Source organism: Kitasatospora sp. NPDC089913 (assembly GCF_044748625.1).
Classification (GTDB): Bacteria; Actinomycetota; Actinomycetes; order Streptomycetales; family Streptomycetaceae; genus Kitasatospora.
Genome location: NZ_JBIVGI010000015.1, coordinates 40,989 through 56,121, shown reverse-complemented (window position 1 = coordinate 56,121; position 15,133 = coordinate 40,989). Strand labels below are relative to the sequence as shown.

General features: G+C 75.5%; 15 protein-coding genes. 7 read left to right on the top strand and 8 right to left on the bottom strand.

Annotated features, from left to right (window positions below):
- Nucleotides 1–113 precede the first annotated feature (113 nt).
- From ACIPYS_RS22805 to ACIPYS_RS22795, 3 genes are read left to right on the top strand one after another with little or no spacing between them, the layout of a single operon-like run.
- Nucleotides 114–1,601, top strand: a complete 1,488-nt coding sequence (locus ACIPYS_RS22805) for a class I adenylate-forming enzyme family protein (protein WP_400748789.1) — start codon at nucleotides 114–116, stop codon at nucleotides 1,599–1,601.
- Nucleotides 1,598–2,905, top strand: coding sequence for a cytochrome P450 (locus ACIPYS_RS22800; protein WP_400748787.1), 1,308 nt, complete (start codon nucleotides 1,598–1,600; stop codon nucleotides 2,903–2,905). Before ACIPYS_RS22805 ends, ACIPYS_RS22800 begins: the two co-directional genes overlap by 4 nt.
- Nucleotides 2,896–3,825 carry an NAD-dependent epimerase/dehydratase family protein gene (locus ACIPYS_RS22795; protein WP_400748784.1) on the top strand — a complete coding sequence of 310 codons (930 nt, stop codon included), beginning with the start codon at nucleotides 2,896–2,898 and terminating at the stop codon, nucleotides 3,823–3,825. Before ACIPYS_RS22800 ends, ACIPYS_RS22795 begins: the two co-directional genes overlap by 10 nt.
- Nucleotides 3,826–3,883: 58 nt before the next feature.
- Here ACIPYS_RS22795 and ACIPYS_RS22790 read toward each other — a convergent pair whose 3' ends face one another.
- From ACIPYS_RS22790 to ACIPYS_RS22780, 3 genes are all read right to left on the bottom strand, one after another.
- Nucleotides 3,884–4,084 carry a DUF5326 family protein gene (locus ACIPYS_RS22790; RefSeq protein WP_030305494.1) on the bottom strand — a complete coding sequence of 67 codons (201 nt, stop codon included), beginning with the start codon at nucleotides 4,082–4,084 and terminating at the stop codon, nucleotides 3,884–3,886.
- A gap of 307 nt (nucleotides 4,085–4,391) precedes the next feature.
- Nucleotides 4,392–5,060, bottom strand: coding sequence for a thiaminase II (gene tenA, locus ACIPYS_RS22785; protein ID WP_093861252.1), 669 nt, complete (start codon nucleotides 5,058–5,060; stop codon nucleotides 4,392–4,394).
- 37 nt (nucleotides 5,061–5,097) lie between these two features.
- Nucleotides 5,098–5,415: a cupin domain-containing protein gene (locus tag ACIPYS_RS22780; protein WP_093861251.1), complete on the bottom strand. Its 318-nt coding sequence runs from the start codon at nucleotides 5,413–5,415 to the stop codon at nucleotides 5,098–5,100.
- A 102-nt stretch (nucleotides 5,416–5,517) separates the two neighbouring features.
- Between ACIPYS_RS22780 and ACIPYS_RS22775 the strand changes: the two genes are divergently transcribed.
- Nucleotides 5,518–5,892, top strand: coding sequence for a phage holin family protein (locus tag ACIPYS_RS22775; protein ID WP_093861250.1), 375 nt, complete (start codon nucleotides 5,518–5,520; stop codon nucleotides 5,890–5,892).
- A 156-nt stretch (nucleotides 5,893–6,048) separates the two neighbouring features.
- A complete protein-coding gene (locus ACIPYS_RS22770) occupies nucleotides 6,049–6,576 on the top strand; it encodes an NUDIX domain-containing protein (protein WP_400748779.1) in 528 nt (175 codons plus the stop codon).
- A 68-nt stretch (nucleotides 6,577–6,644) separates the two neighbouring features.
- Here the strand turns inward: ACIPYS_RS22770 and ACIPYS_RS22765 are convergent, their stop codons facing one another.
- From ACIPYS_RS22765 to pdhA, 4 genes are all read right to left on the bottom strand, one after another.
- Nucleotides 6,645–8,546, bottom strand: coding sequence for a globin domain-containing protein (locus ACIPYS_RS22765; protein WP_400748776.1), 1,902 nt, complete (start codon nucleotides 8,544–8,546; stop codon nucleotides 6,645–6,647).
- 230 nt (nucleotides 8,547–8,776) lie between these two features.
- Entirely contained in the window at nucleotides 8,777–10,153 is a 1,377-nt protein-coding gene (locus tag ACIPYS_RS22760; protein ID WP_400749069.1) for a dihydrolipoamide acetyltransferase family protein, read from the bottom strand.
- 5 nt (nucleotides 10,154–10,158) lie between these two features.
- Nucleotides 10,159–11,178: an alpha-ketoacid dehydrogenase subunit beta gene (locus tag ACIPYS_RS22755; protein WP_400749066.1), complete on the bottom strand. Its 1,020-nt coding sequence runs from the start codon at nucleotides 11,176–11,178 to the stop codon at nucleotides 10,159–10,161.
- Complete coding sequence (gene pdhA, locus ACIPYS_RS22750) at nucleotides 11,175–12,314, bottom strand: pyruvate dehydrogenase (acetyl-transferring) E1 component subunit alpha (RefSeq protein WP_400748773.1); 1,140 nt, start codon at nucleotides 12,312–12,314, stop codon at nucleotides 11,175–11,177. Before pdhA ends, ACIPYS_RS22755 begins: the two co-directional genes overlap by 4 nt.
- A gap of 164 nt (nucleotides 12,315–12,478) precedes the next feature.
- Between pdhA and ACIPYS_RS22745 the strand changes: the two genes are divergently transcribed.
- On the top strand, nucleotides 12,479–12,925 hold the full coding sequence (locus tag ACIPYS_RS22745) for an Lrp/AsnC family transcriptional regulator (RefSeq protein WP_078879731.1): 447 nt from the start codon (nucleotides 12,479–12,481) through the stop codon (nucleotides 12,923–12,925).
- Nucleotides 12,926–13,060: 135 nt separating this feature from the next.
- On the opposite strand, the gene ACIPYS_RS22740 is transcribed toward ACIPYS_RS22745, so the two are convergent.
- Nucleotides 13,061–13,645, bottom strand: a complete 585-nt coding sequence (locus ACIPYS_RS22740; protein ID WP_093861246.1) for a TetR/AcrR family transcriptional regulator — start codon at nucleotides 13,643–13,645, stop codon at nucleotides 13,061–13,063.
- Nucleotides 13,646–13,770: 125 nt separating this feature from the next.
- On the opposite strand from ACIPYS_RS22740, the gene ACIPYS_RS22735 reads away from it, so the two are divergent.
- On the top strand, nucleotides 13,771–15,039 hold the full coding sequence (locus ACIPYS_RS22735) for a glycosyltransferase family 39 protein (protein WP_093861245.1): 1,269 nt from the start codon (nucleotides 13,771–13,773) through the stop codon (nucleotides 15,037–15,039).
- Nucleotides 15,040–15,133 lie beyond the last annotated feature (94 nt).

Sequence of the window (15,133 nt, the reverse complement as noted above, 5' to 3'; positions counted from 1 at the left end):
TGAGCGGACTTTGCAAAGTCTCACCAGACTTTGCAAAGTCCACCGAACCACCCGCCCCACCGAACCACCCGCCCCGCCGAACCACCGGACCCACCGCACCCCGAGGACACCCCGTGCTCGACCGGCTCGCCCACGACCTGCGCACCCGGCACCCGGACCGCCCCGCCGTCCTGGCCCACACCCGGTTCGGCGGCACCCGCGTCCGGATCCGCCGAGGTGAACTCGCCGCCCTCGCCGACACCTACGCCGTCGCCCTGAACGCTCGCGGCCTGGGCGAGGACACCACCCTCGGCCTCGCCCTGCGCCCCGGCCCGCGCGCACTCGCCGTCATGCTCGCCGCGCACCGCCTCGGCCTGCGGATCGCCGTCCTCGACCCGACCGCGGGTCCCGACGTCCTGGCCGCCCGGCTCGCACTGGCCCGCCCGGACCTCGTCCTCGCCGACGCCGCCGCCCAGGCGGTGGCCGGCTGGGCCCGGCCGCTGGCCCGCCGCGCCGACCTCGCCCTGCCACCGCTGGAGGTGCTCGGCCCGGTCGCCACCCTCGGCCGACGCCTGCCCGGCTGCGCGCCCCGGCTGCGGGTCGGACGCTTCGGCGCCTCGGTACCGCGCGTCCCCGGGTCGGACGCACCCGCGCGCGACACGGACGCCGTCATCGTCTTCACCTCCGGCACCACCGCCCGTCCGCGCGCCGTGGTGCACTCCCGGGGCGGTCTGGCCGCCGGCCTGCGCTCCGTCGGCGAACTGGTCGACCCGCGTCCCGGTTCCGTCGTCCTGGGCGGCACCTTCTTCGTGCTCGTCCCCGCGCTGAGCGCCGGGGCCGCGGTCGCGCTGCCCGCCCGCGAACCGGCCGCGCTGGCCCGCCAGCTCTCCCGGCTCACCCCCGCCCACACCTACCTCACCCCGCCGCAGCTGCGCGCCGCGCTCGGCGCCGGGGCCCGGTTCACCGGCCGGGTCTGGACCGGCTCGGCACCCGCCGACGCCACCCTGCTCCGCCGGGTGAAGCAGGCCGGGGCGGAACAGGCCTGGGGCGTCTACGCGCTCACCGAGCTGTTCCCGGCGGCGGCCGTCGAGGAGGCCGAGAAGAGCGCCTTCACCGGGCCCGGCGACCTGGTCGGCGCACCGCTGCCGGGCGTGCGCACCGCACTGGCACCGGACGGCGAACTGCTGCTCGGCGGCCCGGGCGCCCGGCACCGCTACCTCGGCGAGGAGCCCGACCCCTGGGTGCGCACCGGCGATCTCGCCACGCTCGACCCGGACGGCCGGATCGTGCTGGGCGGGCGGCTCAAGGACATGGTGCTGCGCCGCGCCGAGAACATCTATCCCGGTCTCTACGAACCGTCCCTGCACCTGCCGGGCGTCGAACTCGCGGTGCTGGTCGGTGTCCCGGACGGGGACGGCGACGAACGGCTGGTCGCCCTGGTGCAGCCCTCGCCCGGCACCGACCCGCGACGGCTGCGCGCCGCGCTGGCCGGACCGCTGGCGCGGATGGGCTCGGCCCGCCCGGACGCGGTGCTGTTCGGCCGGGTGCCGCTGGCCGGGCGCTCCCGCAAGCCGGACCGCGCGGCGGCGTCCGCCCGGTGCGCCCGGGAGCTCGCCGGATGAGCGGGGACACGTACGTGGGGGAGCGGGCCGGGAGGACGGCGGAGCGCGCGGCGCCGACGCCGGTACCGGCCGCGCACCGGGCCGCCCGCCGCCGGGACCGCCGGGTCTATCTGCGCAGCCACCCCCTGCTGTTCGCGCTGCTCGCCGTCACCCGCCGTCGTCCGGTCGTCCGGCTCGGCCGCACCGTGCTGGTGCACGACGCCGGGGCCTTCCGGACCGCGCTCACCCGGATCCCGCTGGACCGCACCGCGCCCGGCACCACCGGCGGGGCGGCCGCCGAACTCACCTCCGGCGGACTGCTGTTCGACCAGGACGGCGCCGAACACCGGGCCGCCCGGCGCGCTCTGGCGGTCGAGCTGGACGCCTCGGCGGTGGACCGGCTCCGCCCGTCCTGGCAGGCGGTGCTCACCGCGCGGATCCCCGGACTCGCCGACGGTGACCTCGAACTGGTCTCCGTCGCCAAGGAGTTGGCGGGCGTCACGGCCGCCGCGCTGACCGGGGCGGCGGCCTGTCCGGCGAGGCTCGCCGGTGCCGCCGCCGAGGCCGCCGCGGCCGCCGCCCGCGACCACCTGCCCGGCCCCCGCCCGCCCGGCACGGCCCGGACGGCCGCCGCCCGGGCCGCCGGGCTCGCCGCGCTGCTGCCCGACCCCCGGGACGCCATGGTCGCGGTCGCCACCGTCAACACCAGCGTCGCCGCGCTCCCCCGGGCCGCCGCGTGGTGCGCGGACGCCGGACTCTGGGCCTCGGCCGACGCGGCCGGCGCGCCCGCGCTGGCCGCCGAGCTGCTCCGGCTCACCGCGCCCTCGCCGTTGCTCCCCCGGGTGGCCGCCGCCGATGCCGTGCTGGCCGGGCGGCGGGTCCGGGCCGGTGACCGGCTGGTCCTGGTCGCCCGGCACGCCGCCGGGGCGCACCGGCCCGCGCCCTCCCCCGGGCCCGCCGCCGACCAGGCGGTGTTCGGCGCCGGCCCGCACGCCTGCCCCGGTGCCGGGGTGGCCCGCGCCCTGCTCACGGAACTGCTGCTCGCGCTCGCGCCGTACCGGCCGGTGGTCGTCCGGGCCCGGGCCGACCGGCGGGCCGCGCTGCCCGGCTGGGCCGAACTCACCCTGCGCGCCACCCGAATCCCCACCCCGGCCGGACCGCGTCCCACCGCGCCGCACCCGGCCGAGACACACCCGGCCGGACCGCACCCCGCCGAAGCGCACCCGGCCGAGGCACACCCGCCCCGACCGCACCCCGCCGAAGCGCACCCGCCCCGACCGCACCCCGCCGGACCGAGCTGCCCCGAGGAGACCCGATGCGGATAGCCGTCACCGGCGCGAGCGGCTTCTGCGGCTCCCACGTCGTCCGGGCCGCCCTCGCCGCCGGCCACGAGGTGCTCTGCCACGGCCGCCGCCCCGGACCGGCCGGGCGCCACGTGCCCTGGGACGCCACCGCCGGGGAGCCCGACTTCACCGGCGCCGACGTGATCGTGCACTGCGCCGCCGCCGTCGCCGATCTGCCCCGGGGCGCCGGGGCCGAGGCCGAGGCCGCCCAGCACGCCGTCAACGTCGCCGGCACCGAGCGGCTGCTGCGGGCCGCCGGGGACCGCCCGTTGGTCTGGGTCTCCAGCGCCAGCGTCTACGACCCGAGGGCCGACCGCGGCTGCGTCGGGGAGGACCACCCCACCGGGGCCGGCCAGCTCAACGCGTACGGGCGGACCAAGGCCGCCGGGGAGCGGCTCGCCCTCGCCGCGGGCGCCGTGGTGCTGCGCCCGCGCGCGGTGTACGGGCCCGGTGACCCGCATCTGGTGCCCCGGCTGCTGGCGCGGGTCCGGCGGGGACGGCTGCTGCTGCCCGGCGGTGACGTGCGGCTCAGCCTCACCGCGGTGCAGAACCTCGCCGACGCCTGTCTGTCCGCGGTCGGTGCCGGCCGCACCGGCGAGCGCCCGTGGACGCCGGTCGCCTACAACATCGCCGACGCCCGCCCGTACCGCCGCGACGAGGTGGTCCGCGCAGTGCTGGCCGCGCACGGCGTGAGCGCCCGGATCCACCATGTGCCGGCCCCGCTGGCCAGGCTGGCGGCCCGCTCCGGGCGGCTCCCCGGTCTGACCCCGTACGCGGTGGACCAGCTCTCCCGCGACGTCGTGCTGGACCTCACCCGCGCCCGCACCCAGGGCTGGCGGCCGCACCGGGACCTCGACGCCTTCCTCCGCGAGACCGCCACCGGCCCCTCGCCGCGCCCGTGAACGCCCGGCGCCCGCGCCCCCGGGGCGGGGACGCGGGCGCCGGGGCAGGTCCGGGGCGCTAGTTCCTTGCGGCCTTCTTGACCAGGATCACCACGGCAGCGGCTATACCGACCACCACCAGCGCCTTGACGGCGAAGGCCAGCAGCGCGCCGACCACGCCGAAGACGAACATCAGCAGGTTCCACGCCAGGATCAGCACCAGTACCGGAACAACGATGTTCCGCACCCACGAGGGCAGCGACTTCCAGAGCTCAGCCATGTCCGTTCCTTCTCTCCCCTTGGGGTCGGCTGCCGTCCGGTGCCGCATCCCGCTCGCTTTCGTACTTCGATCGTACGGCGGCCCGGGGGACGGATCGAGGGCCAACGGCCCCGAGAGAACCCGGAGATCACCCCGAGCCCGGCCCCCGGGTGAACCCGGCCCCGACCTCGGGGAACGGCCCCGGGGACGACCCCGGCCACGCCCCCGCCACGCCCCCGCCACGCCCCCGCCGTGCCCTTGCCGGCACCGCCGGTCGCGCCCCCGCCGCACCCCCGGTGGCACCCCTGGGAACGCCCCCGCCCCAGCCTCAGACCGGCCAGGACTCCCGGCGCCAGGCGGCGTCCCAGAACATCCACTCGTAGCGGGAGGTCGTGACGAAGTGCTCGACCACCCGGCGCCGCTCCGTGGGGGAGATCTCCTCGCCGAGCCGGTCGGTCAGCGCCAGCACCCGCCGCACCACCGACTGGAACGCCTCGTCGCCGTAGGTGGCGATCCACTTCGCGTAGAGCGGGTCGGGGGAGCCCTCGGCGAGCAGTCGCTCGCCGACCCGGGCGTAGATCCAGTAGCAGGGCAGCACGGCGCCGACCGCCTCGGCGAAGGAGCCGCCGTAGACCGTGGCGAGCAGGTAGCTGGTGTACGCGCGGGTGGTCGGCAGCACCGGCTCGGCGGCCGCGGCCTCGGCGGTGTCGCCGAAGGCGTCCAGGAACTCGGCGTGCATGCCCTGCTCGGCGGCCAGCGCGCCGATCGCGTCGTCGGCGAAGGCGCGCACCTCCTCCTCGCCCGGGGCCCTGGCCGCGCAGACGGCCAGCGCGCGGGCGTAGTCGCGCAGGTAGTGCGAGTCCTGCACGACGAAGTGGCGGAACGCCTCCCGCGGCAGGGTGCCGTCGGTGAGGCCGGCGATGAAGGGGTGGTCGAGGATCTCGGCGTAGACCGGCTCGATCGCCGCCCAGAGTTCTTCGGTCAGGCTCAGGCTCATGACCCGACCCTAACCGGCCGTCCGCCGCGCCCGCGGTTCAGTCCTCGGGCGGGGAGAACACCACCAGCACCCGCAGTTCCTCGGTGATGTGGTGGAACCGGTGCGGGGTGCCGGCCGGCACGTAGACGACGGTGCCCCGGCCGACGGTGGCGGTCTCGTTCCCGACCGTCAGCTCGGCCCGGCCGCTGATCACCTGGTAGATCTCGTCCTGGGCGTGCGCGGTCTGGGTGTCGGTGTCGCCGGGGGCGAGCGCGTAGAGACCGGCCGACATCCGCGGCTCCCGCAGGAAGCGCAGGTACGCGCCGTCGTTGGCGGCGCGCTCGGCGTCCAGTCGGTCCAGTCGGAACAGCTTCATCGGGGAGCACCCTCCTCGTACGGACCTCGAACCACCGGCATTCAACACCACCGCGGCGCCCGGAGCCGCGTCACCCCTTGACCGACCTGGGACGCTGGCCCCATGAAGGGTTTCGTCATCAAGACACTGATCAACGCGGCGGCCATCTGGGTCGCCGCCTGGATCGTCTCCGGGATCACGCTCACCGGGGACGACTGGAAGCACAAGACGCTCACGGTGGTCGCCGTGGCGCTGGTCTTCGGCGTGGTCAACTGGCTGATCAAGCCGGTGGTGCAGCTGTTCTCGCTCCCCCTGTTCATCCTCACGCTGGGCCTGTTCACCTTCGTGGTGAACGCGTTGATGCTCTGGCTCACCTCGTGGGCCTCGGACAAGCTCGACCTCGACTTCCACGTCGACGGCTTCTGGTCCGCGCTGTTCGGCGCGCTGATCATCAGCCTGGTCTCCTGGGGCCTGAGCCTCGCCCTCGACGAGGACTGACCGCGAACGCCGACACCGACGCCCCGCACGTCCCGCCCGCACGTCCCGCCCCGGACGCGCCGTCCCGCCCCGGACGGACGCAACCGGGGCGGGGCGCGTTTCGGCCGGTCCGGGCTGCGGGAGACTCCCGCACAACGCTCCAGCCCCGGAGGTCGCATGCGCACCCCGCCCCGCCCCGTCGTCAAGCGCACCGCCCGGGCGATCGTGCTGGAGACGGATCCGAACGACCCGTACGGACCGGCCTCGCTGGTCCTGATCAGGCGCACCCGCCCCGGTGCACCGCACCCGTACTGGATCACGCCCGGCGGGGGTGTCGAGCGGAGCGACCGCACCGTGCTCGAAGCCCTGCACCGCGAGCTGGACGAGGAACTCGGCGGCAAGGTGGTCGACGTGGTCCACGCCTTCGTGGACACCATCAGCCACACCCACCACGACGACGGCAGCCTGCTCCACCCGCACGGGGTCAAGGTGCAGCACTTCTTCGTCTGCCGGCTCGCCTCGATGGACCTCGACCGTCGGCACGGCCCCGAGGTGGACGAGCCCAACGGCGACTACGAGGTGGTGCGGGTGCCGTTCACCCGCGAGGGCGTGACCTCGGTCAATGTGGTGCCGCCGGCCCTGCGGGCCTATCTGGCCGCCAACATCGAGGGTGTCCGCGCCCTGCTCGCCCCCGACCTCGCCTGACGGCTCACGGCTCACGGCCCACGGCGCGAAGGTCCACGGCGCGAAGGTCCACGGCGCGACCCGACGGCTCACGGCGCGGCCAGGTCACCGACCAGGTCGTGCCGGATCCGCTCGGCCGGCAGCCCGGCCCGCAGCAGTACCCCGCTCGTCCGGCGGACCATCGCGGGCGGGCCGGACAGATAGGCCGTCCGCCCGGTCCAGGGCCCGAACCGGGCCACCGCCTCCGGGAGTTCGCCCGCGAGCAGGCCCGCGGCGGCGGACTCCGCCGTCCCGGCGCCGGGGCCGGACAGCACCGCACGCACGGTCAGCCAGCGGTGCCGTTCCGCCAACTCCCGCAGCGCCGCCAGCTCGTACAGCTCGGCGGAGGTCCGCGCCCCGTGGAACACCTCCACCGAGCGGCCCCCGGAGCCGCGCCCGGCGACCTCCTCGACCAGTGCCCGCAGCGGCGCGATCCCGGTGCCCCCGCCGACCAGCAGCAGGTCGCCGTCGTCGGTGTCGTCCAGGGTCATCCCGCCGACCGCCGGGCCGAGCCGCAGCAGGTCCCCGGGCGCGGCCCGGTGCACCAGGGCGTTGCTCACCCAGCCCGCCTGCACCGCCTTGACGTGGAAGGTCAGCAGCCCGTCGGGGCGGGGCGCGGAGGCGAACGAGAAGTGCCGCCAGACCCGGGGCCACCAGGGCGTCTCCAGACTGGTGTACTGCCCGGCGCGGTACGGGTAGGCCTGGTCCGGGCGGACGGTGAGCACCGCGACGTCCGGGGTCCGGCGCTCGTGCGCCACCACTTCGCCCTGCCACCAGGGCGGTGAGGTGCGGGCGGCTTCCTCGGCGGCCTCGATCATGATCGAGGAGACCAGCCGGTACACCCGGCGCCAGGCCAGTTCGGTCTCGGCGTTCCACCGGCTGCCCGCGTACTTGGCCAGCGCCGCCACCAGGCACTCGCCGACCGGGCCGTAGTGGCCGGTCAGTGTGCCGTAGCGGCGGTGCCCCCGGCCCAGCGCGCCCAGGTGGGCCCGCAGCCCCTCCGGGTCCCCGGCGCTGCGGGCGGCCGTCAGCAGGGCGCGGAACAGCCGGTCGCGCTGGACGTCCATGGCGGCCGGGAAGAGCGCCCTGATCTCGGGGTGGCTGAGGAAGATCAGCGCGTAGAAGTGCGCGGTGGCCCGGTCCGCGACCGGCTCGACCACCGCCAGGCTGGTCCGGATGAGCTCGATGTCCCTGGCGGTGGGCGGCAGTTCGGCGGCGTCGCGGGCCTCCGGCGCGGCGGGCAGCGGGGCCGCCGGCGCGGCCGCGACCGGTGGAGCGGTCGCCGGAGCGGCCGGTGACGCGGCCCCACCGAGGTCGCGCGGCACCCACGCGCGGGACCACTGGTCGCCGGGTCCGGCCCAGTTGAGCCCGGGCGCGCTGGGGAACAGTGGCTCGATCACGGCGCCACCGGGCGCCAGCGCCGCTGCGGGCGGGGCCGGGACGGCGGGCGGGGTCTGAACGGCGGGCGGGGCCGGGACGGCGGGCGGTTCGACGGGCCTGGGCGGGACGACCATCGACGCCGGGAGGGCGGGTGGCGCGGACGGCGGCACCGGGACCACCGGCCGGACGGACTGCACCGGCACCACGGACAGCACGGACTCCAGCGGCAGGACCGGCCCGGTCCTGATCGGCCCGGACGCGATCGGCCCGGGTGCCACGGGCGCAGGCCCGACCGCACCGGACTCCGGCGGCAGGTCGGGCGGAACCGGCGGAACCGGAGGCTCCGCGGCATCGGCCGCCGCACCCGCCGCCGCGTCCACCACGACGCCCACCGCGGCACCGGCACCGACATCCGCACCGGCGTCCGGCGCGACGCCCTGCCCGCCGCCCTGCCCGCCGTCCGGCGCGGCGTCCGGTACGCCGCCCGGCGCGGCCTCCGGCAGCCCGGGAACGGCCGAGGCCGCCGCCGAGCCGTGCCCGGTACGGACCAGGAGTGTCCTGCGGGACTTCACCGCAACGTTTCGAGTACCCAAGAGAATCGTTTCGCCTCCGGCCGGCCTACGCCACCACCTGGCTTGTCTCTGTTGACGCCCAGGAAGCGTGGCATGCCCGAAGTGCTCATCCGACAAATAGCGTGAAGCCCGGACACCCGCCCCCCGGACGCGCTACTCTCCCCGCCGCGCTCGCCCTGGGTGTCGGTTCCACCACCCAGGGCGAACACTTCGCCGAACGGAACCCGGACTCAGAGCCGCCGCAGCAGCACGCCCGGCTGCTCGACACAGTCCGCGACGAACCGCAGGAACCCGCCCGCGGTACCGCCGTCGCAGACCCGGTGGTCGAAGGTGAACGACAGCTGGGTCACCTCGCGAACCGCCAACTCGCCCTGGTGGACCCAGGGTTTGGCGACGATCCGCCCCACCCCGAGCATCGCCGCCTCCGGGTGGTTGAGGATCGGGGTGGAACCGTCCACCCCGAACACCCCGTAGTTGTTCAGGGTGAACGTGCCACCGGTCAGCTCGGCCGGGGCGATCGCCCCGGTCCGCGCTGCCTCGGTCAACCGGGCCAGCTCCGAGCCGAGTTGCTCGGTGGTGAGGCGCTGCGCGTCCCGCACCACCGGGACCACGAGGCCGCGCTCGCCCTGCGCCGCGAAGCCCAGGTGCACCGCCGAGTGCCGCAGGATTCCGGAACCGTCCGCGGTCACACTGGAGTTGAGATCAGGGAAGCGCTCCAGTCCGACCGCGCAGATCCGGGCGAGCAGCGCCAGCACGCTCACCTTCGGCCCCGGCACGGCGTTCAACTGCCTTCGCAGCGACATCAGTTCGGTGGCGTCGGCGTCCACCCAGCAGGTCGCGGCGGGGATCTCCCGGTGACTGCGGCCGAGCTTCTCGGCCACCGCCTTGCGCAGCCCGCGCAGCGGGACGACGGACCCGGCCGCGGCGGGCACCGGCCCGGCCGTCCCCACCGGCTCGACGGCCGGGACGGCGGCGGGGGCGACGGGCGCCACGGCGACCTTGGCCGCGACCGCCCGTTCGACGTCCGCCCGCATGATCAGACCGTCCGGCCCGCTGCCGGCGACCGCCGCCAGCTCCACGCCCTGCTCCCGCGCCAGCCGCCGCACCAGCGGCGAGATGACCGCGGGCACGCCCGGCACCACGGTCGGCGCCGCGGCCACCGGCGCCGGGACCGGTGCGGCCACCACCGGGGCGGCCACCGGAACCGAAGGAGCCACCGGGGCCGACGCCCCGCCGCCCCCGACCCGGCGCCGCCGTCCGCTCCGGGCCGGCTCGGCGACCCCGTACCCGACCAGCGGCCGTTCCACCGCCGCCGCCCGCTCCACCGCCGCCACCGCCGCGAGCGGCCGCTCGCCCTCGCCCGGCGACACCGCGACCGTCACCAGCGGGGCGCCGACCAGGACCTCCTCGCCGACCGCGCCGAACAGCGCGGTCACCACCCCGCCGTAGGGGCAGGGCACCTCGACCACCGCCTTGGCGGTCTCCACCTCCACCACCGGCTGGTCGATCGCGATCACCTCGCCGACCTCGACCAGCCAGCGCACGACCTCCGCCTCGGTGAGTCCCTCACCGAGGTCGGGCAGGGTGAACTCGCGCACGACGGGCATCATCCTCAGTCCTCCCACTGCAGCCGGGCGACCGCGTCCAGGATCCGGTCCACCCCGGGCAGGTGGTGGTGCTCGAGCATCGGCGGCGGGTACGGGATGTCGAAGCCGGTGACCCGCAGCACGGGCGCCGCCAGGTGGTGGAAGCAGCGCTCGGTGACCCGGGCGGCGATCTCCGCGCCGGTGCCGCCGAAGCCGGCCGCCTCGTGCACCACCACGGCCCGGCCGAGCGAGCGCACCACCCGGCAGACCGTCTCGTCGTCGAACGGCACCAGGGTGCGCAGGTCCAGCACCGCGAGGTCCCAGCCCTCGGCCTTCGCCACCTCGGCCGCCTCCAGGCAGACCGGCAGCGAGGGGCCGTAGGTGATCAGCACCGCGGAGGTGCCGGTCCGGCGCAGCGCCGCCCGGCCGATCGGCTCGACCGGGGCGGCCGGGTCGAAGCCGTCCTTGCCCCAGTACATCCGCTTGGGTTCGAGGAAGACCACCGGGTCGTCCGAGGCGATCGAGGCCCGGAGCAGCCCGTACGCGTCGGCCACGGTGGCGGGCGTGACCACGTGCAGACCGGGGGTGGAGGCGTAGTACGCCTCGGAGGCGTCGCTGTGGTGCTCGACGCCGCCGATGCCGCCGCCGTAGGGGATCCGGACGGTGATCGGCATCGGCAGCCGGCCGGAGGTGCGGTTGCGCATCTTGGCGACGTGCGAGAACAGCTGCTCCAGCGCCGGGTAGGCGAAGGCGTCGAACTGCATCTCGACCACCGGCCGCAGTCCGTACATGGCCATGCCGACGGCGGTGCCGAGGATGCCCGCCTCGGCGAGCGGGGTGTCCAGGCAGCGGTCGGGGCCGAACTCGGCGGTCAGGCCGTCGGTGATCCGGAAGACGCCGCCGAGCGCGCCGACGTCCTCGCCGAGCACGTGCACCGCCGGGTCCTCGCGCATGGCGTCGCGCAGCGCCGTGTTGAGCGCCTGCGCCATGCTCGTGGTGCGGGCCCCGGCGGCGGGGGCGGCGGGGGAGACAGCGGTCGTCATCAGGACTGCACCTCGGCCTCGGCGGCCAGTTCCTCGGCCAGCCGCGCCGCCTGCTCGCGCAGCTGCGGGGTCGGCTCGGCGTACACGTGGGCGAACAGGGACATCGGGTCGAGTTCGGGCTCGGCGTGGAACTCGGCGCGCATCCGGGCGGCGAGCGCCTCGGCCTCCTCGGCCGCGTCCCGGACCAGGTCGTCGTCCAGGACCCGGAGCTCGCGCAGCGCGCGCTCCATCAGCAGGATCGGGTCGTGCTCCTGCCAGGCGGCGACCTCGGTCCCGGTCCGGTAGCGGGTGGCGTCGTCGGCGTTGGTGTGCGCCTCGACCCGGTAGGTGAGCGCCTCGACCAGGGTCGGGCCGCCGCCGGTGCGGGCCCGCTCGACCGCCTCGGCCAGTACCGCGTGCACGGCGGGCGCGTCGTTGCCGTCGACCAGCCGGCCGGGCATCCCGTAGCCGACGGCCTTGTGGGCCAGGGTCGGGGCGGCGGACTGCGCGCTGAGCGGGACGGAGATCGCGTACCCGTTGTTCTGGACCAGGAAGACCACCGGTGCCTGCAGCACGGCGGCGAAGTTCAGTGCCTCGTGGAAGTCGCCCTCGCTGGTGCCGCCGTCGCCGAGCATGGCCAGCGCGACCGCCGGTTCGCCGCTCAGCCGGGCGGCGTGCGCCAGCCCGACCGCGTGCGGGCCCTGGGTGCCGAGCGGGGTGCAGAGCGGCGCGGTCCTGGTGGCCCTGGGGTCGTAGCCGGTGTGGGCGTTGCCGCGGAGCAGGGTGAGGGCCTCCAGCGGGTCCACGCCGCGGGAGACCACGGCGAGGGTGTCGCGGTAGCTGGGGAAGAGCCAGTCGCGCTCCTCGAGCACCAGGGCGGCGGCGACCTGGCAGGCCTCCTGCCCGGTCGAGGCGGGGTAGACGGCGAGCCGGCCCTGCTTGGTGAGGGTGGTGGCCTGCTGGTTGTAGCGGCGGCCGACGACCAGGCGTCGGTACAGCTCGCGGAGCAGCTGGGGGTCGTGCTTCTCCAGCGCGGGAGTACCGAGGACGCGGACCGGGGCGGGGTCCGGGAGCAGCGGGGCCGGGTCGGTGCGGGGGGCGGTGGCCCCGGGCAGCCAACCGGGTACGGCCGTGTGGTGTCTGTGGTCGAGAACGGTCATCTCGGGGCACCTCCAGGGGTCGCGGGGGCTCCCTACCGATTGTTCGGTCGTCTGTTCATCTTGACCAGAAGCGTGCGAAGGTGGTGGACAATCGGCCCGGGTGGCGGTCGACTGGTGGCATTGCGTCCAATCGTCGGGGGTGGGGGGTCATGTCGGCTGAACAGATGTCCAGACTCGACCGGGTCGACCGGGCGATCCTGCGGCTCCTGCAGCAGGACGGCCGCGCCTCCATCCGCTCGGTGGCCGAGCGGGTGCACGTGTCCCGGGCGAACGCGTACGCCCGGATCTCCAGGATGGTCGAGGACGGCGTGATTCGCGGCTTCACCGCCAGGGTGGACCACGAACGGGCAGGTCAGGGGGCTTCCGCCTACATCACCCTGAAGATCGTGCAGAACTCCTGGCGGACGGTCCGGGAGCAGCTGCTGGCCCTGCCGGGGGTCGCGCACATCGCCCTGGTCGGCGGTGACTTCGATGTCCTGCTGCTGGTGCACACGGCCGACAACCACGCCCTGCGGGAGCTCGTGCTCAACCGCATCCAGTCGATCCCCCAGGTGCTCGGCACCCGCACCATGCTGGTCTTCGAGGAGACCGACCAGGTGCCGCCGGACTGACGGCGGGACGCGGAGGGGGCCGGCGCAGGGGACCGGAGCGGGGCGAGGCGGCCCGGAACACACGGGACCGCCGCCCGCGGGACCGCCCCCACGGGACCACTGCCTGCGGGCGCGGCGCCCGCCCGCGGAACCGCGCTACCGCGCCCGGAGGCCGTCGAAGGCCAGGTGGACCACCGCGTCGGCGACGCCGTCGGCGGCCTTGAGGCCCGGCCGGTACCACTCCACGATCGAGTTGATCATGCCGAAGAGCAGCCGGGTGGCCAGCCGCGGCTCGACGTCCGCCCGCAGCGCGCCGTCCGCGACGGCGGCCCGCAGCAGCTCGGCCACCTGGTGGTCGAAGTCCCGGCGACGCTCCAGCGCCCACTGCTCGGTGGCCGTGTTGCCGCGCACCCGCAGCAGCAGGGTGACGTAGGGCAGCTCGGCGAGCAGCACCTCGGCGGTCCGCCGCACCACGTGCTCCAGCCGCTCCACCGCCGGCCCCCGGACCGCGCCCGGCTCGGCCAGGATCCCGAACAGACCGTCCAGGGCCCGCCCGACGGCCAGCCGGAGCAGCTCCTCCTTGCCGCGCACGTGGTGGTAGATCGAGGACTTGGAGATCCCGGCCGCGCGCGACAGGTCCTCCATCGAGGTGCCGTCGTACCCGCGCTCGTTGAACACGTCGACGGTCACCGCGAGCAGGGACTCCACGGTGTAGGCGGTGCGCGGGGTGTGATCGGCCATTCCCCGAGTATCCCCGCCCGCCCCGCCCCGACCGCGCCCGGGTGCCCTGGTCCACACCAAAGCCCGGAGCCAGACCCTAGACTCGGCGGACGATCCGTCCATGGCCGAGCAGGTGGGGAAGTCGCATGAGCGCAATACCGGCAGTCGAATCCGATCTGCCCGAACAGCGTAGCGGCGTCACCACGACCGAGCCCGCTTCCGACTGGCGCGAGCGCGCCCGGGAGCTCGTGCTGCGCTTCGGCCCGGCCGTGTGGTGCTACGCCGTCCTGAAGCTGGTCGGCTTCACCGTCTTCATGAAGCTGCTCTCCTTCTCCGGCGACTACCTCGAGAAGCACCCCCGGTTCGGCGGCGGCGCCAACCCCTGGGACGTGCTGGCCAGCTGGGACGGCTGGTGGTACCAGCAGGTCGCCCTGTTCGGCTACCACCCGGCACTGGTGAGCGTGCCCAACGGCGTCCCGGGCTTCACGATCGAGCAGAACTCGGCGGCCTTCTTCCCGCTCTACCCGGGCCTGATGCGGCTGGTCTCCGAGGTGAGCCCGTTCGGCCTGTACGGGGCCGGGATGATCGTCTCGGTGGTCGCCTCGCTGTTCGCCGCGGCCGGCATCTACGCCGTGGTGGACCGGATGGCCGGGCCGCGCGCCGGCGTGATCGCGGCCGGCCTGTGGGCGATCGCCCCGGGGTCGGGCGCCGAGTGGGCGCTCTACTCGGACTCGCTGTTCATCGCGCTGGCCGCCTGGTCCTGCTACTGCGTGATGACCAAGCAGTGGGTGGCGGCCGGGGTGCTCACCCTGGTCGCGGGACTCAACCGGCCCACCTCGGCGGCGCTGATCGGCGCGGTCGGCCTGGCCGCCCTGGTGGAGCTGTACCGGCGGGAGAGCGGGGTGGCGCGCCCGCTGACCGCGATGCTGCTGGCCCCGCTGGGGCTGCTCGGCTACGTCGGCTGGGTGGGCTGGCGGATGGGCGAGTGGGGCGGCTACTTCACCCTCCAGCACGACGCCTGGCTGCACTACTTCGACTGGGGCCAGGGCACCTGGGCCGCGATCCGCGGCGTACTGCTGGGCCGCAACGACTACCCGTTCGCGTACCACACGGCGGACATGCTGGCGACGCTGATCGTGCTGAGCCTGCCGGTGCTGATCGTGCTGCTGGTCCGGCTGCGCCCGCCGCTGGTGCTGACCGCGTACACCCTGGCCACCATCGTCTCGGTGCTCGGCAGCCTGGGCATCTTCGGCAACACCTCGCGCTACCTGCTGCCGGCCTTCCCGCTGCTGATCGCGCTCGCGGTGGCGATGCGGAAGCTGAGCTGGCCGGTGCTGGCGGCGGTGCTGGGCTTCGGGGCGGTCGCCTCCGGCTGGTACGGCGGGTACGTGATCTTCGAGCTGGGCATCCCGTAACCCCTCCGGTCAGCCGGCCCCGGGGGCGCGTCCGCTGCGGACGCGCCCCCGGCGTTTTCGCCCGCCCCCGGTGCGCTGCGGCACTCCGTTCCCG